This window comes from Terriglobia bacterium (assembly GCA_020072645.1).
Classification (GTDB): Bacteria; Acidobacteriota; Terriglobia; order Terriglobales; family Acidobacteriaceae; genus Angelobacter.
In genome coordinates, this window is sequence record JAIQGK010000003.1 from 243,733 (window position 1) to 269,074 (window position 25,342).

General features: G+C 54.6%; 20 protein-coding genes. 12 read left to right on the top strand and 8 right to left on the bottom strand.

Annotated elements, in window-relative coordinates:
- Window positions 1–175 precede the first annotated feature (175 nt).
- Window positions 176–1,033, top strand: coding sequence for a hypothetical protein (locus tag LAO76_04570; protein ID MBZ5490189.1), 858 nt, complete (start codon window positions 176–178; stop codon window positions 1,031–1,033).
- Between the two features lie 84 nt (window positions 1,034–1,117).
- Here the strand turns inward: LAO76_04570 and LAO76_04575 are convergent, their stop codons facing one another.
- A complete protein-coding gene (locus tag LAO76_04575; protein MBZ5490190.1) occupies window positions 1,118–1,609 on the bottom strand; it encodes a GAF domain-containing protein in 492 nt (163 codons plus the stop codon).
- Window positions 1,610–2,010: 401 nt separating this feature from the next.
- On the opposite strand from LAO76_04575, the gene LAO76_04580 reads away from it, so the two are divergent.
- Together LAO76_04580 and LAO76_04585 are read left to right on the top strand one after the other, a co-directional pair.
- A complete protein-coding gene (locus LAO76_04580) occupies window positions 2,011–4,077 on the top strand; it encodes a multicopper oxidase domain-containing protein (GenBank protein MBZ5490191.1) in 2,067 nt (688 codons plus the stop codon).
- Between the two features lie 110 nt (window positions 4,078–4,187).
- Window positions 4,188–5,105, top strand: coding sequence for an enhanced serine sensitivity protein SseB (locus LAO76_04585; GenBank protein ID MBZ5490192.1), 918 nt, complete (start codon window positions 4,188–4,190; stop codon window positions 5,103–5,105).
- An 84-nt stretch (window positions 5,106–5,189) separates the two neighbouring features.
- On the opposite strand, the gene LAO76_04590 is transcribed toward LAO76_04585, so the two are convergent.
- Window positions 5,190–6,029: a zinc metalloprotease HtpX gene (locus tag LAO76_04590; GenBank protein MBZ5490193.1), complete on the bottom strand. Its 840-nt coding sequence runs from the start codon at window positions 6,027–6,029 to the stop codon at window positions 5,190–5,192.
- A gap of 373 nt (window positions 6,030–6,402) precedes the next feature.
- Between LAO76_04590 and LAO76_04595 the strand changes: the two genes are divergently transcribed.
- Both LAO76_04595 and LAO76_04600 read left to right on the top strand, forming a co-directional pair.
- The gene (locus LAO76_04595) at window positions 6,403–8,676 is read left to right on the top strand and encodes a multicopper oxidase domain-containing protein (protein ID MBZ5490194.1); all 2,274 of its coding nucleotides are present in this window, start codon (window positions 6,403–6,405) and stop codon (window positions 8,674–8,676) included.
- A gap of 119 nt (window positions 8,677–8,795) precedes the next feature.
- The gene (locus LAO76_04600; GenBank protein ID MBZ5490195.1) at window positions 8,796–9,806 is read left to right on the top strand and encodes an SCO family protein; all 1,011 of its coding nucleotides are present in this window, start codon (window positions 8,796–8,798) and stop codon (window positions 9,804–9,806) included.
- Window positions 9,807–10,177: 371 nt separating this feature from the next.
- Here LAO76_04600 and kdsA read toward each other — a convergent pair whose 3' ends face one another.
- The 3 genes from kdsA to LAO76_04615 all read right to left on the bottom strand — a co-directional run bounded on the left by kdsA (window position 10,178) and on the right by LAO76_04615 (window position 14,646).
- On the bottom strand, window positions 10,178–11,005 hold the full coding sequence (gene kdsA / locus LAO76_04605; protein MBZ5490196.1) for a 3-deoxy-8-phosphooctulonate synthase: 828 nt from the start codon (window positions 11,003–11,005) through the stop codon (window positions 10,178–10,180).
- A gap of 139 nt (window positions 11,006–11,144) precedes the next feature.
- Window positions 11,145–12,824, bottom strand: a complete 1,680-nt coding sequence (locus LAO76_04610; GenBank protein ID MBZ5490197.1) for a CTP synthase — start codon at window positions 12,822–12,824, stop codon at window positions 11,145–11,147.
- A gap of 499 nt (window positions 12,825–13,323) precedes the next feature.
- The gene (locus tag LAO76_04615; protein MBZ5490198.1) at window positions 13,324–14,646 is read right to left on the bottom strand and encodes a M48 family metallopeptidase; all 1,323 of its coding nucleotides are present in this window, start codon (window positions 14,644–14,646) and stop codon (window positions 13,324–13,326) included.
- Window positions 14,647–14,947: 301 nt separating this feature from the next.
- Here LAO76_04615 and LAO76_04620 point away from each other — a divergent pair, with 301 nt between their 5' ends.
- Window positions 14,948–15,916 carry a hypothetical protein gene (locus LAO76_04620; GenBank protein ID MBZ5490199.1) on the top strand — a complete coding sequence of 323 codons (969 nt, stop codon included), beginning with the start codon at window positions 14,948–14,950 and terminating at the stop codon, window positions 15,914–15,916.
- Between the two features lie 207 nt (window positions 15,917–16,123).
- Here the strand turns inward: LAO76_04620 and LAO76_04625 are convergent, their stop codons facing one another.
- Window positions 16,124–17,188, bottom strand: a complete 1,065-nt coding sequence (locus LAO76_04625) for a sensor domain-containing diguanylate cyclase (GenBank protein MBZ5490200.1) — start codon at window positions 17,186–17,188, stop codon at window positions 16,124–16,126.
- 284 nt (window positions 17,189–17,472) lie between these two features.
- On the opposite strand from LAO76_04625, the gene LAO76_04630 reads away from it, so the two are divergent.
- The 3 genes from LAO76_04630 (at window position 17,473) to ahcY (ending at window position 21,100) form a co-directional block, all read left to right on the top strand.
- Window positions 17,473–18,303 carry a DUF4115 domain-containing protein gene (locus LAO76_04630; protein MBZ5490201.1) on the top strand — a complete coding sequence of 277 codons (831 nt, stop codon included), beginning with the start codon at window positions 17,473–17,475 and terminating at the stop codon, window positions 18,301–18,303.
- Between the two features lie 211 nt (window positions 18,304–18,514).
- Window positions 18,515–19,705 (top strand): methionine adenosyltransferase, encoded by a 1,191-nt coding sequence (gene metK, locus LAO76_04635; GenBank protein MBZ5490202.1) that lies wholly within the window; start codon window positions 18,515–18,517, stop codon window positions 19,703–19,705.
- A gap of 114 nt (window positions 19,706–19,819) precedes the next feature.
- Window positions 19,820–21,100, top strand: a complete 1,281-nt coding sequence (gene ahcY, locus LAO76_04640) for an adenosylhomocysteinase (protein ID MBZ5490203.1) — start codon at window positions 19,820–19,822, stop codon at window positions 21,098–21,100.
- Between the two features lie 95 nt (window positions 21,101–21,195).
- Here the strand turns inward: ahcY and LAO76_04645 are convergent, their stop codons facing one another.
- Complete coding sequence (locus LAO76_04645) at window positions 21,196–21,699, bottom strand: MCE family protein (GenBank protein ID MBZ5490204.1); 504 nt, start codon at window positions 21,697–21,699, stop codon at window positions 21,196–21,198.
- 169 nt (window positions 21,700–21,868) lie between these two features.
- Between LAO76_04645 and LAO76_04650 the strand changes: the two genes are divergently transcribed.
- The 3 genes from LAO76_04650 to LAO76_04660 all read left to right on the top strand — a co-directional run bounded on the left by LAO76_04650 (window position 21,869) and on the right by LAO76_04660 (window position 24,730).
- A complete protein-coding gene (locus tag LAO76_04650; protein ID MBZ5490205.1) occupies window positions 21,869–23,413 on the top strand; it encodes a peptidase S10 in 1,545 nt (514 codons plus the stop codon).
- A 308-nt stretch (window positions 23,414–23,721) separates the two neighbouring features.
- Window positions 23,722–24,162, top strand: a complete 441-nt coding sequence (locus tag LAO76_04655; protein MBZ5490206.1) for a hypothetical protein — start codon at window positions 23,722–23,724, stop codon at window positions 24,160–24,162.
- 349 nt (window positions 24,163–24,511) lie between these two features.
- On the top strand, window positions 24,512–24,730 hold the full coding sequence (locus LAO76_04660) for a hypothetical protein (GenBank protein MBZ5490207.1): 219 nt from the start codon (window positions 24,512–24,514) through the stop codon (window positions 24,728–24,730).
- A gap of 92 nt (window positions 24,731–24,822) precedes the next feature.
- Here LAO76_04660 and LAO76_04665 read toward each other — a convergent pair whose 3' ends face one another.
- Window positions 24,823–25,296, bottom strand: a complete 474-nt coding sequence (locus LAO76_04665) for a DinB family protein (protein MBZ5490208.1) — start codon at window positions 25,294–25,296, stop codon at window positions 24,823–24,825.
- Between the last annotated feature and the right edge of the window lie 46 nt (window positions 25,297–25,342).

Below are 25,342 nucleotides of genomic sequence, written 5' to 3' on the forward strand. Positions count from 1 at the left end.
CATGTTCGCTGACGCGCCGGAATATTTGACCGGTTCGTTAACGCATCTATTGCTCCTCAGGGAAACGCGGCAAAGAAGCTCCATTTCGAGACTTATATTTTTCTTATTTACAGTACTTTTACCCTGGCCGCCCTCCCAAGCGTCTACGATTGGCGATTGCAAGGAGAGTAAGACCATGAAAGCACGCAGAATTTATCCGGCAATTTTTGCTGTGGCCCTCACACTCAGCGGGACTTCTGCCATCGCACAGACTACCTTCACCTTTACGCAACTCGATCCTCCGGGAAGTATCTCGACCGAGGCTGACGACATCAATTCTCAGGGACAGATCATTGGCTTCTTTTTTGACGCGGCTGGCCGGCAGCACGGCTGGCTCTTTGAGAACGGTTCGTTCACACAAATTGATTTTCCCGGCGCCAGCGCAACGCGCACCGTCAACATCAACAACTCCGGCGTGATTACCGGCTCATTCTTCGATGCGTCCGGCGTGCAGCATGGACTGGTCGGGCGGTCTGATGAACTCACGCAGTTTGACGTCCCCGGCAGCACGTCCACAAACGGTGAAGGCATCAACGATCCGGGAACGCTGGTGGGTTCATTTACTGACGCAGCCGGGCAGGTACACGCTTTTGTGAAACGCCGCGATACTTTCACCACATTTGATTTCCCCGGCGGGCACAACACCATTCCTGTCGCAATCAATAACCGTGATGAGATTGTGGGACTGTTTACCAATGCCGCCGGCGTGACGCATGCCTTCACGTTGCGCCGGGGTATCTTCACGCAGCTTGATCCTCCGGGTTCGACCAGTTCAGAAGCCTTCGGCGTGAACGCGCTGGGTTTTATTGTGGGCAGCTTTACGGATGCAGCGGGAAACGGCCACGGCTTCTTCGATCAGCACGGCGTCTTCTCTCAGCTGGATTTTCCCGGGGCTTCCTCGACCGATGGCAACGGCATTAATGCGGTGGGAGTGATCGTCGGCGACTATTTCGATCCTGCAGGCGTCGAGCACGGATACATAGCCGTGCATTGAGGCGATTAGCATTTAGCACGGAGCTAAAGCAGACCATGGCAGAGGGCATGGGACCCAAGAAGGAAATTTTTGGGACATGACTTCCTAGGCGTGCACCATGTCAACAGCCATAGTGCGGGCAAAACATCTGCTCACGATTTTTGCACACGCGTCCAGAAACTCGCGCTCCTGATTGGCTTTGAAGGCGGCCATGAAGTAGCTTTCCACGTTAAAGATGGCGAAAATCTTGTTGCCGGCCAGTATAGGGACCGAGATCTGCGATTTCACCAGGTCTGAGGCCTGAATATAGCGCGGGTCTTCGGCAACGTTATCGGCCACAACAACCCGGCGGGTTGCAGCGGCAGCGCCGCATAAACCTTCATTCCAGGAAATCTTTGCCTTGGGAGTAAAGCTGCCCGTATGGGGGCCGAGGACCAGTGTGGAAGAATCGTTCTTGTCGATCAGGTAGAACCCGACCCAATTGTAGCGCGGAATATGCAGGTGAACGCGCTGCGAAATCCGCTGCATCATTGCGTCAGGCTCGGCCGCCGATCGGGCGAACTCCTCAAACTCTTTCAAGAGGTACTTATGCGGCATGGGCACAATGTATAACCTCTCCCGGCTCACAATCTAGAACATTGTTGAAGTTAGAAGTACGAAGGTAATCATTCCCAAAATGGAACTGGCATCTCCGGGCGCAAATCTTGTTATTTTCCATTACTTTTCCGGGCATGTGACCCCCGTCACAGAATCGCTCCCCGCTTGCGGAGTTCAATGTTTCATGTATTTCCCGCGGTCTTGAAAGGGATCGTTAGGGAGATTCACCAAGGCCGACGCCCGCAGGCCTTTAGGTCTCATTCAATCCTCGGCTTCCGCGTGGAAGACCCACCGCCGGGGCACATTCTTCACTTTATCTAACGCTATCCAATCAACTTCTTGGGGAAGGGTAGCAAGGTTCACATCGTACAAAACCAGGAAATATGCAAGGAGACGTCCTCATGTCAAATCGTCGAGATTTTTTAAAGTACGCAGCAATAACCGGCGCAGGAGTTGCTCTGCCATTCAAGTGGAGCCTCCCCGCATTAGCTTCCGTGACCACGCCACAAACACCGTTGTCGGGTGGACTAGTTCCCCGGTATGTGGATCCCTTACCGACATTTCTAGGCAAACGAGTGACCGCGACCAGCATCAACGCCGCAATGCAGGAGTTCAAGCAGCAGATCCTGCCGGCAACCTTCCCCAAGACCACGGTTTGGGGCTACAACCTGAACAACAAAGGGCCAAGTTTTCCCGGAATCACGGTGGAAGCGAAGAAAGGCACGCCCACAACCATCACATATGTGAATAACCTGGTGTCGCCGTTCCTGCAGCAATTCCTCACGGTGGACCAGACTGTGCATTGGGCGGATCCGCTGAACCAGATGGATACGCTACCCTTTCCGCCTCCGCCTTATACCGGGCCCATTCCGCTGGTCACGCACCTGCACGGCGCGGAGGTCCCGTCAGAATTCGATGGCAATCCTGAAGCATGGTTCACCGCGACCGGACTGCACGGCAGCGCTTACCGCACTTTCAGCAAAGCAGCCAGTAACGCAACTGTTTATCAATATCCAAATAAGCAGGAGGCGACTACCCTGTGGTTCCATGACCATGCCCTTGGCATGACGCGCTTGAACGTCTTAAGCGGCCTGGCGGCGTTTTATCTGCTGCGCGACGATCGCGACACCGGCCTGGCCAACAACCCGATCGGCTTGCCGGCCGGCGCGTACGAAACTGAGCTCCTGATCCAGGACCGGCAATTCGACGTCAACGGGCAGTTGTACTTCCCGGATGGCTCCGGCACCGGCCTAAACGGCACACCACCGAACCCGGAAATCCATCCCTTCTGGATTCCCGAGTTCTTCGGCGATGTGGTTGTTGTGAATGGGAAATCGTGGCCGTTCCTCAACGTTGAGCCGCGCCGCTATCGCTTGCGTTTGCTGAATGGCTCCAACGCGCGTTTCTATGAGTTGCGGTTGCAGAACCGCGACACGAAGAAAGCCGGTCCAGCATTCTTTGTCATCGGCACGGATGGCGGACTGCTTGATGTTCCGGTCAAGCTGAACGACCCGAACCTTCCAGACAGCAGCGCGCCACGGTTGCTCATGGCGCCTTCCGAGCGCTATGACGTGATCATCGACTTCTCCGGCTTCGCGGGACAGACGCTCACGCTGGTCAACAGCGCCAAAGCGCCATTCCCCAACGGCACGTCGCCCGATCCGCAGACGTTTGGCGAGGTGATGCAGTTCCGCGTCGTCTCTCCTCTGCAAGGCACGGACAAAAGTTACAACCCAGCCACGGGCGCGCCTCTGCGTACTCCCATGGTGCGGCTGGCCGATCCCGTTGCGGGAACGCTCGCCGCGGGTGTAGTGCCCAACGTCAAACGGCAACTGATTCTGGTGGAAGTTGAGGGAGGCGGCGGACCGGTGGAAGTGCTGGTTAACAACAGCAAATGGGACGGCCTGGAGGAAGGAACGACTACTCCGATTCCCGGCGCCGCGCCCGTTAACGGCAATTTCGTGACGGAACTGCCGCAAGTGGGCTCCACGGAAGTGTGGGAGATCATTAACACAACCGCGGACGCGCACCCGATCCATATCCACTTGATACAGTTCCAGCTCATCAACCGGCAGATGTTCAATGTGACTCAATACCGGCAGACTTATGATTCGTTGTTCCCGGGTGGTTTGTTCATGCCGGGATTTGGCCCGCCTAACTCCTATAACACTCCGAACGGCGCAGGTGCGGTAGGCGGCAATCCAGACGTAACTCCCTTCTTGCAAAATGGCATCAATCCACCTCTGCCTGAGGAAGCAGGTTGGAAAGATGTCTTCAAAATGTTCCCCGGACAAGTGACTCGCGTGGTGGTGCGGTTCACCCCGCAGGCCAATCCCGTGGGAACAACAGTTGCAGGTACGAATTACTTCTCCTTCGATCCCACAACGGGCCCAGGCTACGTGCTGCATTGCCACATTCTCGATCATGAGGACAATGAAATGATGCGGCCGTACATCCCCAAAAAATAGAACGATGGCATACCAGAGGACGGCGCTTGCGCCGTCCTCTGTACTTGCTAAGTCAGATCGGGTAGTCCTCACCGTCGTATTCCTGGGCCTTTTGATGTAACCTCGCGGCCATGAGTATTCGGCGTCTTGATTCGATTTGTTTTGTCCGGCGGGAGGATGATCGGGCTCCCGGGCCCGGAGATCCCGAAACTCCGCAAGCCAAAAAGACAGTCAATGGCGCTTTGGCGCAGCCGGATTTTGCAAACAGTACATTACCTGCGGCCATGTTGGCCGTGGCGCATGAGGACTCGTCGCAAAACCGCCAGACGCTTTATCAAAGCATGTTGAATACCTGGTTCGTGGTGCCCACAAGGGAAGCGCCACCTGACAATCCTGGATTCTCCGCCGTTCCGGAGAATGTGGCTGACTCTTTCTCACTGGAGCATGATTCCGCCGGCCTCTTGGTTGCCGTGGCATTTACTGATGAAGAAGCGCTCCGCAATTGGAACAAGACCATTCCATGGATCGCGCTGCAGGGAACTGCGTTCTTTCAGGCAGTGGCAAGCACACAGGCGAAGGAGATTGTCATCAATCCTTATGAACCTGAAAATCCTGCCTCAAAGATGATCCGCCCCGGAGGAAGGATAAAGCTCTGGGAATTTGAAGAGCTTGCAGAAAGCCGTATTCCGGAAAAAAATTCGAATGAGCAAGGAGTGCAATCGCAAAGTGTGCTGGTGACGATGCCCAGTCAGATGCCGACGCCGGAAATGTTTAATGCGATTAGCGAAGCTGCCGGCGCTTTTCCTGAAATTGCGGGCATGTATTTCGGCCAGGTCACCTATCCAGATGGAGAACCGCACTGGACGATTGCCGTCGAGTTCGCAGGAGGGGAATCGGCGAAGCAGATCAAACACATGATGACCGCTCTGGTGAAAGCAGCCCGACGTGTTTTCCCCCAAAGCGTTACGGCAGACCTGCTTCTTGCATCAACGGCTCTGGGGCCATCAATCAAGACATCGGGAAAGAAGTTCTACAGCGCGGCCAAGTAAAACGCCGCCTCTCTTCAGGTGGCGTCTCTACGACAGCGATTATCTTTAAGACGGTTATCTTTAAGACGATTATCTTTAAGACGATTATCTTTGAAACTCTTCCGGCTGTCCCGTGAGCCTCTCAATCCTTTTGGCAATCGGAGGATGCGTGGAGAAAAGGTTGCCGATACTCGCCGACGTGAGCGGCTGAATAATAAAAAGATGCGCTGTGGAAGCCGATGCTATCAGCGGGACCCTCTTTGCATACGCATCAATTTTTTGCAGGGCCCGAGCCAGCGCATAAGGATTGTGGGTGATGCCCGCGCCTGTGGCGTCAGCTTCATATTCGCGCGTGCGTGAGACCCATAATTGAATGAGCATGGCCGCCACAGGGGCCAGGAGCAGCATAAGAATTCCGCCGCCACGGTCGCGATCGTTCCGGTCACCGCCGAGGCCGAACCAGAAGCCCATACGGGCCAGCATGGTGATGGCCCCGGCCAGAGTCGCGGCGATTGAGCTGGTGAGAATATCGCGATTGCGCACATGGCCCAGCTCGTGCGCCAGAACGCCTTCCAGTTCGTCATCATCCAGAAGCTGAAGAATTCCCTGCGTCACCGCAACGGACGCATGCGCCGGGTTTCGTCCGGTGGCAAAGGCGTTGGGTGAGTCCGTGGGAATCACATAAAGCTTGGGCATGGGCAGGCTGGCCTTCTGCGTGAGCCGCTCCACCACAGCATAGATACGCGGCAGCTGTTCCCGGCTGACGGGTTGCGCCCGGTACATGGCCAGAGCAATCTTGTCAGAGAAAAAATACGAAATAAAATTTGTGATCCCGGCAATGGCGAATCCGAGGACCATCCCGTTTTGTCCGCCGAAGTAATCTCCCACCCCAATGGCCAGCAGGGTAAGCAGCGTCAGCAGAAAAACTGTTTTCAAGTTGTTCATATCTAAGTAGATGATAAATACCACCGCAGGATTCCAAAAGCGTTTCGGTCGGAGAGCAAGGCTTCGCTGCAGAAATGTTCCCGAAACCCGCCAATTGTTAAGAGTAGTAAAGTTGCATATCAAATTTTCAAGTGATTGAAAGCAAAGGATGATATTCGAGAATTATTAAGGATTCTAATGATTTTCTAATGGATTGCTAACCGAGGATTCGGTACTCTCTGACAGGCCAATATCGTGATTGATAGGCTTCTGCTACGACAGGGCCACTTTCCACGGTAACTTCCGGGCTTTCCCTTCGCAAAGCGTGCCTTCCGCGAAGATGTAGTTCAACGTCTTGAAACTGAAAGTCTGCAACAACTTAAGGAGCGCAGCTATGAGTCATAACGATGAAGGCTTTTTTCTATCAGAAAAAAGCTCAAAGGCACGTCTGCGGGAAGCCGAGAACGCACGCAAGAACCGTGCGGAGATATTAAAGGCGTATTCGCAGGGCAAAGTCTCCCGTCGCGAACTGATGAAGTGGGGACTGATTACAACTGGTGGTCTTCTGGCCCCCATTCACGGCCTGAACCCGTTCGTTTCCAGCGCGTACGCCAGCGGTGGCGGCGGCGGATCTACCATACCCACCGGTGCACCGCCGAGTCCGACATTTGGAGTGCAGCCTTTCAGCACACCGATGCCGCGGTTTGACGTAATTGCACGCGGCACTAATCCTCTGGGCGGCGATCTGACTCCTGTTCCACAGGCACAGGCCAACCAGACGCAGCAGCCTCTGGATCCGGCCTTGGTCGGTGGACAGACCGGCCTGACCGGCCCGATCGAAGGCCGTCCGGGTGGACCAATCTGGGCGCACCAGGGTTTCACTGATCACGCACCACAGATCTCGGTTGAGATGTCCCAGGCCCAGGCACAGACCAATACGGTCTATAACCCTGCCGTGGCTTCGAACCTGAACTCCGGCATCGATCCGACAACGCCAATTCCTCTGAAGTTCCATCCTGGCTTCCCCACGCAGGCCCCGAACTCAGTCTGGACCTTCAACGGAACCATTCCGCCGAAGTTGGTGATGTCCCGTTACGGCGAGCCGATTCTGTTCCGCCATCACAACCGGCTGCCCGCCGATGTGACGCAGAACAACGGCTTTGGCCGCAACACCATCTCCACGCACGAGCACAACGGCCACCACGGTGCGGAGAATGACGGCTTTACCGGCGCGTTCTTCTTCCCCAACCAGTTCTACGATTATCACTGGCCGATCGTGCTGGCGGGCTTCCGTTCCATTAACACCGATGCCACCGACCCCCGCGCCGGCAGCCCCGCTGACAACGGCGGGATCAACAAGGTGCCGGGCGATTGGCGCGAAACCATGTCGACCCACTGGTTCCACGATCACATGTTCACGTTCACTTCACAGAACGTGTACAAGGGCAACGCTGCGATGTTCAACATCTACAGCGCGCTCGACCGTGGCGATGAAACCGTGAATGACGGCGTGAATCTGCGCCTGCCCAGCGGTTCCTCCAACGGCAAGGGCTGGGGCAACCTGGATTATGACGTCAATCTCATGTTGAACGAGAAGGCCTTTGATGCAAGCGGCCAGCTCTTCATGGATATCTTCGACTTTGACGGTTTCCTGGGCGACCTGATGTGCGTCAACCTGATCTACAAACCGTTCTTCGAAGTGGAGCGCCGCAAGTATCGCTTCCGCATCCTGAACGCCAGCGTTTCCCGTTTCTTCAAGTACGGTCTGTCTGACGGATCGCCAATGATCCAGATCGCCAATGACGGTAACCTGCTGCCTTCGCCGGTCGTGCAAACGATCTCCGACGAGCAGGGCATCGCCGAGCGCTATGACTGGGTGATTGACTTCTCCCGGTACAACATCGGCGACAAAGTCTGGATGGTAAACGTTTGCGAGCATAAGGACGGCAAAAAGCCTTCTGCCGACCTGTCACTCGCTCAGGCGCTCTCCGGCACGTCATCTGATCCTTGCGTTGGAAAGTTCCTGGAATTCCGCATCGTGCGTGATCCCGCGACTCCTGACGTGAGCCAGGTTCCTGCTGTGATGATCCCGAATCCTGACCTGTCCGGCATTCCCGTGTCACGTACACGCACCTTCACTTTCGGCAGCGGCGCTTCACAGCCTCTGTCCGCTACTGATCCTGCGGCTTACACCACCGGCGCGGGCGGGCAGACTGGTCCGTGGGGCGTGCAGACCGACAATGGCAAGATGCTGAACGCAAGCTGGGGCCGCGTCTCTGCGGCGCCGGGTTACGGCACGCGCGAGGTCTGGACGCTGCAGAACGGCGGCGGCGGCTGGGACCACCCGATCCACATCCACTTTGAAGAAGGCCAGATCCTGGCACGGAACGGTAGCGCATCTAACGTTCCGGCCTGGGAAAAGGGCCGCAAGGACGTGTATCGCCTGCGTCCGGGTGGAAGCGTGACCCTGACCCTGCAGTTCCGTGACTGGGGTGGAATGTTCATGGAGCACTGCCACAACACAGTGCACGAGGACAATGCCATGCTGGTACGTTGGGAAATCGACAACGGCGGCGCACCGTTCCTACGGCCGCTTCCGACACCGATCCCAACTCCTCAGGGCGTGAACTTCGTCGCTCCTGATGACATAGCCCCGACCGCGTTCTAACTCGCGCCGGGTGTAACAAAACTTCAGATTGGCGGCCTGCAAGCGCAAGATTGCGGGCCGCCAAGCCTGATTTAATTCCGGATAAAAAGCAGTCCCAGGGACAGGCAAGGAGCAGCATCATGCGACGGACAGGCCAGGCAGGCTTCGCGACAGTTGCCGCCATTTTTCTTACCGCAATTCTTTATTTAGCAGTAGGCCCAAGGCCCGCGGCGGCAGACAATGCCCGCTATGGAGCCGGCTATTTCCCCAACGTTGTCCTCACCAATCAGGATGGCGTCAAAGTCCATTTTTATGACGACGTGCTCAAAGGCAAAAGCGTTGTCATCGACTTGATCTATACCAGCTGTGTGGATTCATGCCCGCTGGAAACCGCGCGCCTGGCGCAGGTGCAGAAGATGCTGGGTGATCGTGTGGGAAAAGATATTTTCTTTTACTCCATCACCATCGATCCCAAGCATGACACTCCCAAGGTGCTCAAGGAGTATCGGGATAAATACCACATCGGTCCAGGATGGACATTCCTTACGGGCAAGCAAGCCGATATCGATCTCATCAGCAAGAAGCTGGGGCTTTACACTGAGCCTGATCCGAATGATCGCGACGGCCACACGCCCAGCGTGCTCATCGGCAATGAACCGAGTGGCCAGTGGATGCGCAACTCAGCCACCGATAATGCCCGGATCCTGACGAACATGATCGGGAACTGGCTTGACAGCTGGGGCCATGCTAAGGCCGTGGATGCCAAAGCTAATCCTGACAAAGGGCTGCCGTTCGACATCAGGGACCAGGGACGCTACACCTTTGCCACGCATTGCGCCGCATGCCACACCATCGGCCACGGCGATAAAATTGGCCCGGATTTGCTGGGCGTGACAACGGTGCATGATCGCAGCTGGCTGGAGACTTTCATCTCGACGCCGGAAAAGGTGATTGCCGCAAAGGACCCCATTGCCGTAGCGCTGTATAAGAAATACAACGGCATCAATATGCCCAATCTTCGGCTGTCAGACGATGAATTGAACAACCTGCTCGACTTTCTGGCGAAGCAAAGCGCGGAGCATGACAAAGAAGCAGCCAGCGCGGAAAAAGCCGGGGCCGTGAAGACAGACTCCGCCCAGCCGCTGCACTAAGCAGTACAGCAGGTTCAACGGAAGAATCATAAATTTGAGTTGGCTGCGCTCGACCGATTTTTGCGGAAGATGGCCGCTCCTAAGCGAAAAGTCCCTCTCCCAGTCGGGCGTTTACATGCAGGCGGCTACGGGGCCGCCTGCACTTCGTTTTTTTACTGAAATCCCGAACCCGCGTTCGTTGCGGGTGAGGGACCCCTATTCCTTCAATGCTTTTTTTCTGGTGTGAATTTTTCTGGCGCCAGGGGGAAGATTCACCGCAAAGGGCAGGTATTTAGTACTTAGTATTTAGCGCAAGAGATTATTCTCTTCGTTGTCCCAGGATGAGTCGGCCTTCCAGGCAAAGCTAAATACCAAGTACTAAACACCAAATACTAGGTTTTGAGCGCACTCCTGATCGCCAGCAGTTCCTTCAACACTGCTTCCAGATCGCTCAAACGCAACGCGTTTGCGCCGTCGGACTTGGCTTCCGCCGGATTGTCATGCACTTCCATGAACACGCCGTCCACGCCGGCTGCTACTGCCGCGCGGGCCAGTAGCGGAATGTACTCCGGCTGACCTCCGGAAACGGCTTTGCCGCCAACGCCCGAGGAAGGCAACTGTATCGAATGAGTAGCGTCAAACACCACAGGCGCAAACTGGCGCATGATTGCCAGCGAGCGCATGTCAACCACCAGGTTGTTATATCCGAATGAACTGCCGCGTTCTGTAAGGACAATATTGTCATTGCCGGATGCGCGCACTTTTTCCACCGCATGGCGCATGTCCCAGGGCGACACAAACTGGCCCTTCTTGATGTTGATGGACTTTGCATATTTGGCTGCGGCCACCAGTATGTCGGTCTGCCGGCAAAGAAAAGCTGGAATCTGCACAACGTCTACCGCTTCCGCCACGGCGGGCACGTCCTTGGCTTCATGGACGTCTGTCAGCACTGGAACACCGGCTTCTTTTCCGATTCTCTGAAGGATGCGCAGGCCTTCTTCCAGCCCCGGTCCGCGAAAACTATGCAGTGACGTGCGGTTGGCCTTGTCATATGACGCTTTAAAGATGTAAGGAATGTTCAGCTTGCGCGCCACGGTGCTGATCTCTTGCGCCATCTTCAGGGCGTGAGCTTCACTTTCAATCACACACGGGCCCGCGATGAGGAAGAGGGCGCTGCCGAGATCGAGGCCGTCAATATTGAATGGGTTTTGGGCAGACATTGGTTCAAACTAAATTTGATAATTGGGTAATTTAGTAAATGAGTAATTGAAAGGCAAAACCCGAAAAGCTTTCGCCCTTCGATTACCAATTTACCAAATTACTCAATTACCAAATCCGTTCACAACGGCATTTCTATGACTATCTTCTGACGATCCTCTCCGGCCTTAAGAACATCTCCACATCTTCCGTGCTCTTGGCGTCGCGGCGTTTCTGGCCGTTCTCATAGCTGGCTTTTACAAACGCGCTGAACAGCGGATGCGGTTCCAGCGGCTTGGACTTGAATTCCGGATGGAACTGGCAGCCCAGGAAATACGGATGGTCAGGGATCTCTACGATCTCCACGTAGGTTCCGTCCGGGGTGGCGCCGGTGATGCGCAGGCCGCCACCGGTCAGCACAGCTTCATACTCGCGGTTGAATTCATAGCGATGGCGATGGCGTTCGCTGATTTCCGTTGTGCCGTATGCCTTCGCGGCCTGACTGTTCGGCTCAAGTTTGCATGTCCACGCGCCCAGACGCATGGTGCCTCCCAATTCATCGATGCCGGTCAACTCGCGCAGCTTATAAATGATGCGGTGGGGTGTGGCTTGATCGAATTCGCTGGAGTTTGCTTCGTCCAGCCCGCATACGTTGCGCGCAAACTCAATGCACGCAGTTTGCATGCCCAGGCAAATACCGAAATACGGGACTTTATTCTCGCGGGCATAACGGATACCGTTCAGCATCCCCTCAATGCCGCGCTTCCCAAAGCCGCCCGGTACCAAAATCCCGTCGAACCCCTCAAGCTGCGTCTCGTAATCGCGATTGCCGTCTTTGCTTTCCAGCCCCTCGGCTTCAACCCACGTCAGGTTCAACTTCAGGTTGTGCGCCACTGCGCCGTGGACCAACGCTTCTTTGAGCGACTTGTAAGAATCCTCATACTCCACATACTTGCCCACAATTCCAATATGGACTTCGTCTTTCGGGTTGTAAACGCGGTGCATCAGCTCTTCCCAATGTGTCAGGTCGGGTTCCTTCGCGTCCATGCGCAGGTAGCGCAGCAGCAGCGTGTCCACGCCTTCACGCGCAAACACCAGGGGCACTTCGTAGATCGACGCCACATCTTTCGCCGTGATGACGGCTTCATCTTCCACGTTGCAGAAGAGCGCAATCTTGCCTTTCAGTTCCTTGGAAAGAAATCTGTCCGTGCGGCAGAGCAGGATGTCCGGCTGGATTCCAATGCTCAGCAGCTCTTTCACCGAGTGTTGCGTCGGCTTGGTCTTGAGCTCGCCGGCTGCCCCGATCCACGGCACCAGCGTTACATGAATGAAGATAGTGTTGTCGCGACCCAGTTCCTGGCGCATCTGGCGAATGGCTTCCAGAAACGGCAGTGATTCAATGTCGCCGACCGTGCCACCGATTTCCACCAGCGCCACGTCCACATCCTGCGCTACCTTCTTCATCGCGGCTTTGATTTCATTGGTCACGTGCGGAATCACCTGCACGGTCTTTCCCAGATAGTCACCGCGACGCTCCTTGGTGATGATCTGTTCGTAAATGCGGCCAGTGGTCCAGTTATTGTCGCGCAGCAGCTTGGCGTGGGTGAAGCGTTCGTAGTGTCCCAGATCCAGGTCGGTCTCTGCGCCGTCATCGGTCACAAAGACTTCGCCATGCTGGAACGGAGACATGGTGCCGGGATCGACATTGAGATACGGGTCAAACTTCATCAGGTTGACCTTGAGCCCACGGCTCTCCAGCAGGCAGCCGATGGAAGCCGCTGCCAGTCCTTTGCCCAGTGAAGACACAACACCGCCAGTCACGAAAATATATTTCGCTGCCATGAACTCCTCGCACGAATGGATTGATTAAGGTTTTGTAACGCTGTCCAGGTGATTTTTGGGGGTTCTGCTCCCCGGCTCGAAAATGGCTTATGCCAATGGCCGTGGAACCGATTGGGGTGCACAGTCAATTATACAAGAGGTGGGCTGTGGAAAGGACGGCAGAAAATTAAGAAGTTTTAGTGCATTAAACGCGGAAACGTTGGTATCGATCACCCAGACGGAACGGGATCATCAACGCCTGGTTTTATTTTTGCGTGCAGCCTTGATGATTTGATCAATGCGTTTCGAACTGATTGTATGGGTCGCTTTTTGAATGGATTCTTCACCGATGGCCCGCAGAATCGCGGGTTCTGGAGCTGCCAGTCGTACGCAGTTCTGGGTGCTAACCAGCCTCGCTCGTTGGGGTCTTCGTTTTTGTATCACTAGAAACCGTGTCAACGCGCCGAAGGCTGCAAATTCGCGCTCGATTCTTTTCATGTTTGCAATTCGAGTCTCATCCTCACTTCACATACTTCGGCTGCTCGCCCTTGCCCCACGGATCGTAGTTGTGGGCAAAGGGCACGCGCTCATTGATCGGAGGGTGATCGGCATACCAGAACACTACAAATTTATTTGGATAAGGGTAGGACAAACTCAGCTCTCCCAGGACCTGGAAAGCGTGCGCGGCGGCTTCCTGCGGGTTGGGATTGATGCCATGCGTGACTTCCAGGCCATAGATATCGGCGTTGTGCTCCAACTGGCGGCTGAAGCCGTTGCCAATCGGCGAGGAAAGCGTTGACATGATGGAGAAAATCAAAACCAGCATCACCAGAGCCGCCCAGTCCCACGGCTCATGCATGCGCCAGCGCTGCTGGAAGCGCGGGAACGCCCAGTTCGCAATGCGGTAGAGCAGATAGAAACCGATGAACAGGCCTACAGCCGCGGCAGCAATGCCAATCACAATGTGGTTCAGGACGTAATGCCCCATTTCATGGCCAAAGACGAAGAGTGTCTCGGGCGTGCTGGCATGCTGAATCGTTGTATCCCAGACCACAACGCGCTTGGAGGGCCCAAAGCCCGTGACGTAGGCGTTCAACGTTGTGACCTTTTCGCTGGCCTTCATCAGGAACATGCGATCGCGGGGTATCTCGATTCCACCGCGACGTGTGACCTGTTGGATTGCGGTTACAAGCTCCGGGTTCGTCTTATCGAGCGGCTCGAATTTGTTGAACAGGGGATCAATCAGGATCGGCGAAAGGGCGATAACAAAAACCAGAAAAGGGACTACGATCAACCAACTGTAAAACCACCAGCGTCGAGGGCTCTTACGAATGAGTGTCGTGATCAGCCAAGCCAGAAAGCTGAAGATGACAAACCCTACCAGCATGCCTTTTCCCACGTCGCCCAGCCAAGATCCCCAACTCTGAACAGAGAGGCCGTACTTGAGGCTGATGCTCTGCTGGTAAGCGTCGAGTGGAAGCTGCAGTGCCGTAGTGGTAATCAGAAACAGCGCAACAAAAATCAATGCCTGCACAAATCGGTTCTTGCCCGAAGCTTCCGCCATATCGCGATATCTGGCTGCTACGCCGAGATACAGCAACCCCAGAAGAACCAGCAGCCCGTAAATGGTGTCAATGATCCGAAGTTTGCCGCGCAGATCATAAAGCGCCTTGGATTTTGCCAGCTTGTCAGGAGGCAGCGTGTACTGGGTGGTCTGCGTTGCCGGCTTGGCCTGTGCAGCAGCAGGGGGCGCCTCAGGAGACGCGGCAGTTTGTGCCGTTGTCTTCGGGGACGAAATGCCAACGCACAATACAAGTAGACAAAGAGAGCCGAGCAGCTTCATGAGGCAAGCCTCCGCAAAATGTGGGGAACGGAGCACGATAGCAGATTTTTCAGAAATCCCGAAGTGCAACCCGAAATCCCCTATCGCTATAGACTGAGATTCGGGCATGGATATTACTTTGATTCGAGAAGGACGCGCGGCTAAAAATACTGTCTTGAGGGGAGGTCGTCATAGCGTCTCCCTCGCTGGGCTCGGAATATAGGGAGTAGAGACTTCGGAAAGAGCGCAAGTCTGCAACTCCATCAGGCTTTCGGGTTATAAAATAAAGACGAACTCTGCATCCAAATATTTCAAGGCTCCTATGGCGCAATGGATCAAAGGCATCTCCCTCTTGGCTGCGATGTTGATTGCGCTGGCCTTTACACCCGCATGGTCACAGCAGAATCCCAAACGGCTCATCATGAAAGACGGTTCTTATCAGGCAGCCACCAAATGGGAAGTAGTGGGCCAGCGTGTTCGGTATTACAGCGCCGAGCGTTATGGCTGGGAAGAAGTCCCGAACGAGATGGTGGATTGGCCGGCTACCGACAAATATAACAATGATCGCGCCGGGCAGCGCGATGAAACCATCAAAGAGATCGCCAAGGCCGATGAGGCGGATGAGCGCGAAGCGCCGCTCGTTGTTCCGGGGCTGCGTCTGCCGAACACCGGCGGCGTTTTTCTGCAGGACGAATTTAACAAGCAGCCGGAACTTGTGGAACTGGTCCAGAATGGCGGCGAACTTAACAAACACACCGGCCGCAACATTCTGCGCGCGGCCGTGAATCCGCTGGCGCTTTCTTCCACCCAGACCATCGAACTCAAAGGGGAGCACGCGCGGGTGCAATCGCATGTGGCGCAGCCGGCCATCTACCTGAATGTCGATACATCCGACAATTCCCAGCCGGTATTCACACAGAAGACCTCCGACAAAGAGCCTCCGCCCAATCACTACGGCATTGTGCGAATAGAAAATAAAAAGGACACACGCATTGTCGGCAAGCTCAATGTGGCCATGTATGGCAAGGTGAGCCAGAAAGAAAGCTGGATCCCCGTTACCGCTTCTCCGCTGGGCGACTGGATCAAGCTCACGCCTTCCCAACCTCTGCCGCCCGGCGAGTATGCCGTGGTGGAGTTGCTCGATAAGAAGCAGATCAATCTTTTTGTCTGGGACTTCGGTGTGAATCCATCCGCGCCGCAGAACGCCGGCGCATGGATGCCGAAGCAGCCGGATAAGAGTAATAAGGATCAAGTGCCGGCGCTGGAGAAGAGGCCGAAAGAAAGCAATTAGCATCTGGCAATTAGCAATTAGCCAAAACAAAAATCTCACCGCAAAGTGCGCTAAGGGCGTGAAGGAAGGCAAATGGGGGCGCATTCATGCGGTTGCGTTTTTCAGAAAATAATGTGATCGGGAAGCAACATAAAAAAGAACTTTGCGTTCTTCGCGTCCGTTGCGGTAAAGAATTTTTCTGAATGCTGAGTGCTGATTGCTTCCTTGCTACTTCAGCATCCCCTGCTGCGCGACGGCGATATTGTCTCGGCTGGAGTTTTTCACCATATACATCATTTCATCGGCCTGACGGATGATTTCGTGGGAACTCTTGGCGTCTTCGGGATACGTCGCCAGTCCCATGCTGCAACGGACATTCAAATTCAATCCATCTTCAGCAAGAAAGACCGTCTTGCGCATCATCTCCTGAATACGTTTGGCGACCACCAGCGCGGAGTGCTTGTCTGTCTGCGGAAGCAAAATGACAAATTCATCGCCGCCGTAACGGAAGGCATAATCAATCAGGCGCAGTTGGGATTTGATCTTGAACCCGATTTCCTGCAACAGCTTGCTGCCGACGAGATGCCCATACGTGTCATTTACGTTCTTGAAATGGTCGAGGTCAAGGAAGATCACGCTGAATTCATAGCCGAATCGAGCGGAGCGGTAGACTTCCGCTTCCAACGTCTTATAAAGATGACGCGCGTTATAGAGACCGGTGCAATCGTCAGTGATTGTGAGTTCCTGAATTTTCTCGACGGCACGGGCGTTATCAATGGCGATGGCGGCATAGTCACACAGCGCGTGCAGGAAGAACATCTCCTGCTCGCCAAAACTTTCCATAGCGCAGTTAATGAGCTGGATCACGCCGAGCACGCGGTGTTTTGATTGCAGCGGCACGCAGATGATTGATCGAGTCTTCCACTTCGTCATCTCATCAATGCGCTTGGCAAAGCGGGGATCGTTATAAACATCGGGCACGATTAAGGACTCACCGTGCCTGGCCACCCAGCCAGCGATACCTTCGCCCACCTTAAGCCGAACGGTCTTGAGCGTTTCGGCAGCATCACCCACGGCAATGGCGAAATAGAGCTCGTCCTTCTGTTCATCGACCATCAGCAGGGACCAAGTGTCCGGACGGAAGAATTCCGCCATCTTGTCCATAATGGTTTGAAGAATTGAATCGAGATTCAGCGACGAGGTCAGGGCTTTCGCCACATCGTTAAATATGGCGACTTCCTGCAACTGCCTCTTGGTCTTACGCTCGGGTCCTGATCCTGCTGCCTCGTTCATTTAAGGGGTTGATCCTCTGTCAAAAACCACTGAGAAAGTCTCTTACTTTTTGCGTATTATCGCTTGCTTTAGGGAAATCGGCAACCGGACAATAGACCTGAAACCTTTGGGTAATAGCCCTTACGTACCCGGAAAGTTGTTGTCGAATCAAGAGTTAGGGGGTATTTTGGTAAGCACCGGGAGTTTTTGGATTCCAAAATATGGGCCAACTGACTGACTTACCAGCAAAAGGCAATGGAAGTGCCATGGGTGCTTTTGGTGATCGGCTTCGGCGGGAAAGGGAGATGCGCGGCATCACCCTGGATGAAATTACTGAATCGACAAAGATTTCCCGGCGTCATCTGGAAGCGCTGGAAACAGAGCATTTTGACCAGCTTCCCGGCGGCGTTTTCAATAAAGGCTTTGTGCGCGCTTATGCGCGCTTCCTGGGGATCGACGAAGACCGGGCTGTCGCCGATTATTCAGCCACCAGTAACGAACAGCCCGAACCCGAAAACAAGTTTCCTTTAGAAATACACGAAAACCCAAAACGCAACTTAAATTCGCGAAGCTCGAATCTACCGTTGGTATTTGCGGTCGCGGCTTTGATCGGTGTTCTGGTGGGTTACGGCTTCTGGGTCAAATATAAGGCGCATAATCCGGCCCCAGTTGAAACCGCGCAACAGTCAGCGCCTGCCAGTGCGGCGCCTGAGCCTCAGACCAGCGGTGTAAATCCGCAATCTGCCACTCCTTCCACAGACTCAACGAATGACTCTGCCACAGCAACAAAGTCGGCTCCGGCGAAGGACGCTGCAGCCGCACGGCCAATCGAACCGAGACGGCAAGCTGTCCCGACTCAATCCGCCGACGCTCCAGCCCCAGTCAATGCGTTTTCGGTGGAAATTGTGGCCAAGGAAGATTCCTGGATTTCAATTGTCGCCGATGGGAAGTCCGTAATGGAACGCGTTTTGACGGCGGACAAGCGGAAAAATATCAAAGCGGGCAAAACTATTGTTCTCAGAACGGGAAACGCAGGCGGCATTGAAGTAAGCTTTAATGGCCGGCCCCTGGGAGTTCTGGGAAATGAAAATGAACCCCGTACCCTCACCTTTAACGCCTCCGGCCTTGTACAATAAACCCTCAATCATCCAAGAGGATGAGCGTTGATATAGGATCGATTACGTAGCTTTCGGCCCATTTCACCGTGCAAAACACTCCGTTCAGCTGCGTTTCCACTGGTTGTAACGTCAAAGCGTTGTTCCCGGCTGGATTCTTTCTGTAGTCTTGTAAACGTATCCTTAGGGGTGGCCTGGAGAGGTCATAAGAAATTTCAGGGAGGGTAAGTCATTGGCTTCACGCGAAAAATTTTTGTTCACATCTGAGTCGGTCACGGAAGGCCACCCGGATAAGATTGCAGACCAGATTTCCGACGCGATTCTGGATGCGTGCCTGGCAGAAGATCCTTACAGCCGGGTCGCCTGCGAGACGCTGACCGCCACCGGCCTGGTGGTGATTGCCGGCGAAATTACCACCAAGACCTACGTCGATTTCCAGAAAATTGTGCGTGGTGTGGTGCAGTCTATTGGTTATGACAACGCGCTTTACGGATTTGATTCCAACACATGCGCCGTAATTTCCAGCATCAACAAGCAGTCTGGCGATATTGCCTTGGGCGTGGACACGGGCGGAGCCGGCGATCAGGGCATGATGTTCGGTTACGCCACGAACGAAAATGACAATTACATGCCCACGGCCATCGATCTGGCAAATAAGCTCACACTCCGCCTTACTGAAGTCCGCAAGAACGGCACGCTTCCTTACCTACGGCCTGATGGCAAATCACAAGTTACAGTTGAATACGGCACAGATCACAAACCGCGTCGCGTGGATGCGGTGGTAATTTCCACGCAGCACGCTGACTCAGTCGATAATGAAACCCTGCGCGCCGACATCATGAAGCATGTGATCCAGGCCGCGGTCCCGGCAAACCTGCTCGATGCGGACACGAAATATCACATCAATCCGACCGGACGTTTCGTCATCGGTGGTCCCATGGGCGATACCGGCTTGACCGGGCGCAAGATCATTGTTGATAGCTACGGTGGCATGGGCCGCCATGGCGGCGGCGCTTTCAGCGGTAAAGATCCGACCAAGGTGGACCGTTCCGCCTGCTACATGGCGCGTTACATTGCCAAAAATATTGTAGCTGCCGGTCTGGCTGACCGTTGTGAAGTCCAGCTTGCTTACGCCATTGGCGTGGCGGAGCCGGTCAGCGTGCTGGTTGACACATTCGGCACAGGCAAACTCAGTGAAGAGAGATTGGAAGAGCTTGTTCGCAAGAACTTCCACCTCACGCCCAAAGGGATCATTGATTCGCTCAAGCTGCGGCGTCCGATCTACAAGAAGACCGCTGCTTACGGGCACTTCGGCCGCAAAGATCCCGATTTCACCTGGGAAGCCACGGACAAAGCTGCCACTCTGCGCGAGCAGGGGCTGGGCAAGGCTGAGTCCAAGGCCAACGTAGGCGCGACGCGATAAATTCTGAGGTAGAGACGTAGCATGCTACGTCTCTACGTTGATCGTCTGGATGAGGCAAACCGCCCCATCCAGTTTTCTAATTTCAGCCTTTCACGGCATTCACGACAGGAGAACATGTCAACAACCGCTGCTCCCCAAATCACATACGATATCAAGAGCCTGGAACTGGCTGATCTTGGCAAGCGCCGCATTGAGTGGGCCAACCAGTCCATGCCGGTGCTTCAGAGCATCCGCAAGGAATTCATCAAGAACCAGCCGCTCAAGGGCATTCGCGTTTCCGCGTGCCTGCACGTGACCACGGAAACCGCCAACCTGGCCATTACCTTGCGCGATGGCGGTGCTGATGTGGTGCTTTGCGCCTCCAACCCGCTCTCCACGCAGGATGACGTGGCTGCATCGCTGGTCCGCGATTATGGTATTTCCGTTCACGCCATCAAGGGTGAGGACAATGAAACCTATTACAAGCACATTCTTTCCGCGCTTGACCACAAGCCGCACATGACCATGGACGACGGCGCTGATCTGGTTTCCATTGCTCTTACCAAGCGCAAAGACGTGCTGGACGGAATTATCGCCGGGACGGAAGAAACCACAACAGGTGTAATTCGCCTGCGCGCCATGGCCAAAGATGGCCAGTTGAAGTATCCGATCATTGCCGTCAACGACGCGTTGACCAAGCACATGTTTGACAATCGCTATGGCACCGGCCAGTCCACCATGGATGGTGTGATTCGCTGCACCAATTCTCTGATTGCCGGCTCCAAGTTCGTTGTCGCCGGTTACGGCTGGTGCGGACGCGGCCTGGCTTCGCGCGCACGCGGCATGGGCGCTGACGTAATCGTTACGGAAATCGATCCCACCAAGGCGATTGAAGCCGTGATGGATGGCTACCGCGTGATGTCGATGGCGGAAGCCGCCAAGATCGGCGATATCTTTGTGACCGTTACCGGCAACAAAAACGTCATCGGTCGCGATCATTTCGATCAGATGAAGAATGGCGCTGTGGTGGCGAACTCCGGGCACTTCAACGTTGAAATTGACATTCCAGCGCTGGAAAAGATGTCTTCTTCCAAGCGCCAGACGCGCGACTTTGTGGATGAATACGCCATGAAAGACGGCCGCAAAATTTATCTGCTGGGCGAAGGCCGCCTGATCAATCTGGCTGCCGCTGAAGGCCATCCCGCTTCAGTGATGGATATGAGCTTTGCCAACCAGGCGCTTGCCGCCGAGTATCTGGCAAAGAACCATAAATCGCTGGAGAAGAAGGTTTATCCCGTGCCGGAAGATCTGGACAAGAAAGTGGCGCGGCTCAAGCTTGAGTCCATGGGTGTAAAGATCGACAAGCTCACGCCGGAGCAGGAAGAGTACCTGGCGAGCTGGAGCGAGGGAACGTAAGAAAGCAATTAGCAAATCGCAATTGGCAAATAGCCAAACGGCGGCCCGCGAGGGTCGCCGTTAGTTTTTTATGTAAGCGTATGCGCTCACTTTGTTTATGGAATCCTTGTGTCCTGCTTAGGATTGAAAAGACCGCAAGGTTGGTGCTTGGCGATTTTGTTCAGACAATCGATCGCTTGTTGCGACGTAATTTCGTGGGAGGGAACAGTCCTGAGTGTTGCCCCGCTGTGAATCGGGTGGCCTTTTGCCTGGCTGATGTCTATCACTGCGATTGCATCTCCCAGAATCCCAGCTCTTTCCACTGACACCGTGGAATCCTCGGGGATTTTGAGTTCATACGGCGTATTCAGCAGCAGAACAACTTCAGCTGGATTATCGCGCAGCTCAGGGCGGATGCGAACACTTGAGACGTTCCCCACCGCCACTCCGGCGATGTCCACAGTGGCACCGGCGTGCAGCCCCCGAGCATCATCAAAATACGCTTTTACGCTGAGGGAATGCGACCGTGAATGAAGCACAATCCAACTGATCAGGGCCAGAGATGCAATCAGGACAATTGCAATGGATTGCCAGCGGAGGCGTGCGGTCTCTTCAATCAAGGCGGAGCAATCATATCCATTCTCGCAATGAAAATAAAACGACGTAAAAGAAAATTGCACGGAAGCGCGGAGGGAAAGGTCAACGCCTCTGAAAGCTTTAACGATAACGAAGGCCTTTCATCTATAATGCTGCGTTTCCGCCATCCCGCACGACGAAGGGGTTCAATTGATGTTCACCCGGATAGCCCTCGTCTTGTTCGTATGCAGCATCGGTAGGTTTGCGATCGCACAACAGCCTGCTTCGCAACCACAGACCGTCTGGTCGCATGAAGAGGCAACCGTGGCCGAGACCCTGCCCGTGGTCACACACCATCAGATCATCGTCAACGGCAAACCACTCAAATACACCGCCACCGCAGGACGGATGGTCCTCAGGCCTGAAGATGGTCCCGCCGAAGCGGCCATTTTTTTTACCGCATATACGCTGGAGGGCGAGGAAGCCAGGACGCGCCCTCTCACTTTCGCTTTCAATGGCGGGCCCGGTACAGCGACGGCATGGCTGCACATGGGCGCTCTAGGGCCAAAGAAGATCAAGCTGGAAAAAGATGGCGGTGTGCCTGCGCCGCCCTACGTGACGATCGACAATCCAGAGACGATTCTTGACCGCACCGACCTGGTCTTCATCGATGCGCCGGGGACCGGATACAGCCGCGTGCGCGCTGACCTGACCAAGAAGTTTTACAACGTGCCGGGCGACGCCGACGCTTTCTACCGCTTTATACGGTTGTACCTCACGCGATATCAACGGTGGCGGTCGCCGATATTTCTCTTTGGCGAAAGCTACGGCACCACACGGGCCGCGGCACTGGCGAACCATCTGATCGACAATGACATTCCCGTGAATGGCGTCGCGCTGCTTTCAGTGGGGCTTGATTTTCAGACGCTGCTGCCGGGCAATCTGAACGACCTGCCATATCAGGTGATTGTTCCCAGCTATACCATGATCGCCGCCTATCACAAAAAGCTGGCGCCGGAGCTTACCGCCAACCTGGACGAGACAATCAAAAAAGTGGAGCACTGGTGCGCCACGGATTATGCCCAGGCGCTGGCGGAAGGCAATGTTCTGGAACCAGAGAAGCGCAAACAGATCGTCAACCAGCTTGCCGCTTATACCGGGCTGAAACCGGATTTGATTGAAGAATACGACCTGCGCATCGACCCGCAGGTCTTCATGCACAACCTGCTGAAAGACCGCAAGCTCGAGGTCGGGCGTGTCGATGGACGCTTTGCCTCGCCCATGCCGCAGAGCAACGCCCATGAGCCATTTTTCGATCCCGCCATGGCGGCAATGTTCCCGGCATTCAACGCGGCTATGAACGATTACGCGGAAACCGAGTTGGGATACAAATCAGAGCTGCCTTACGTGATCTGGAATTATGAGGGCATCAATCGCGCATGGGACTGGGGTACCGCGATGAACTTTAGCGGGGGAATCGGAGGCTATCCGCAAACCGCGACGAATCTGCAGTCCGCCATGGCAAAGAACAAATATCTAAAAGTGCTGGTGATGGAGGGAATGTACGATCTGGCGACTCCGTTCTATGCCAGCAGTTACACTTTCCAGCATATGCATCTTAGCGCCGATTATCGCAAGAACCTGACCTTTGCCGATTTCAAAGGCGGTCACATGGTCTATAACGACGCAGCCGCTCTAAAAGAGATGAAACATGCGCTAGACGAGTGGTACCAGGAAACGCTGAAGCAGACGAAATAAGCAGCTAGCAATTAGCAACTGGCAATTGGCAAAACCAAATGGCGGCGACTTCGAGAGGGGGTCGCCGTTTTGCTTGGACGCGAATGTATTGGCGACGAAGTGGCTTTGCCTCGCTCGCACGCCGGCGTTAGAACAAGTATGGCTGCATTTAATTTAAGAGAACACCTTGAGGCGGCATGGTAAGAGATGAATCCTCGGGATCACCCGGGGCTCTGCTCACGCGAACCGGTGACCAGGGTCACAGAGGGGATTGGCAAGTAACCTCTAAGCTGGATTTGAACGTGGTTTTACCGCGTTGGAGGAAATATATGTCATCACTTCCCAAACCCATTCCCATCGTTGCGGAAACTCCAACACTCACCAAAGTGCTGCTTACAGATGCTACGATTCCGGCTGGTGGAGAAAAACGGCTTTTCCCCAACCTGGATGTGAGGAACTATGACCGGTTGCATATTCACGTCGGCCGCGATGCCAAGGCTGTTGATGGTCTGTCAGTCAGGGTGCTGTTCAGCACGCCACTTCCTGGCGGACTTCACTGCGGAGCGATCCTTGCCGACAGCACGGTCTGGTTTGAAGAGACTGTGACAGAGAGAGAGTTCATCTGGACAGCTCCACTGAATTACGGGCATACCGGATTTGTTGTAAGCGTTCCGGTGGTTGCTCCACTGTTGTTTGACGTCATTCTGCGAAACACAAGCTCGCAGCCTCTTGACGACATCTACGTTACCCTTATGGCTCAAGAGATCTGATTCAAAAAGGGTCGCTTGTGCTTCGGCAATCACATCTCTTGAATCAAACGAGACAATCACAGGCAAAATAGTACGTCTGGCCGCGCGTTCCACCCTTTTCCGGGAATCGACCGAAAAGGAATGTCATCCTTTTTCGGAAAAACACGGAGGGATGGGGCGCGCGGAAACTTCACGCTGGCCGGTTTTAGCTCCGGCACACCGGCGGCAGTTCCGGATTTCCTGAATGCATTGCCTAATCGCCCGGTTTTTATCTGCATCTAAACCCAGAGTAGCTGGAATTCTGGAGAATTGTTGGGCGATACTATCAGTGTGCGTGGAGCCCGTTTCAATCTGCAAAAAGGAGAGCACCATGAGAGGTTTATTTTGGGTCGGGGTGGTATTCGTGGTCCTGGGAATTGCTTCACTGGTGGTCCCCATTCCGCATACTGAGCATTCGGGCGTGAAAGTTGGCGGAGCGTCCATTGGCATTGAAACCAGGCATGACGAAAAAGTCTCGCCCATCATCAGCGCGGTCCTGATTGCGGCGGGCGCAGGCATGATGATTGCTGCCCGAAAAGCGGTCTCCTAGTCGATTAGAAAGGGTAGTGCATCTCTACGAACCGCGCTCCCATGGGGAGCGCCGTTTTGTTTGGCCTGAATTTCATGGGATGCAAGAATCTTTTACTTCCGTTCTAATATGCGGCGAATCATGACCAGTTGTCCGAGATGATACGCATTGTGATCGGCCACCAGGAGCGCTTCGCGCAGCAAAGTTTGGCCATCGCCATGAGGGATCTTGGCGGTGAGATCGCGATTGGGATCGGCAATTAGTTTGTGCATGGCTTCCAGATCAGCCAGGACTTGCTTCACGCTTTTGTCCCAGGCTTTGTCGCTGGGCGGCGCTTCAGTTTTGGGCCAATACTCATCCGGCCACTTGGGCGATTTATGTTTGGCTGAGCGGCTGAACTCAAGGATGTCCCACTGGGCAATGCGGATGTGTTCCAGCAATTGCCACGGCGTGTGCGGGCCGCCCTCAGGCTTGATGCCGCGCAGCTTACTGGGAAAGTCTTTAAGCGCCTCGCGCAGATCAATATGCGCTTCTGCCTTGGTAAGCAAATTGGAGATGTGCTGTCGGAAGGGATCGGTTTTCTTCATGGCAATGGATTGGATGACGCCAAACCAGAAAGGGAACCAGCCATGC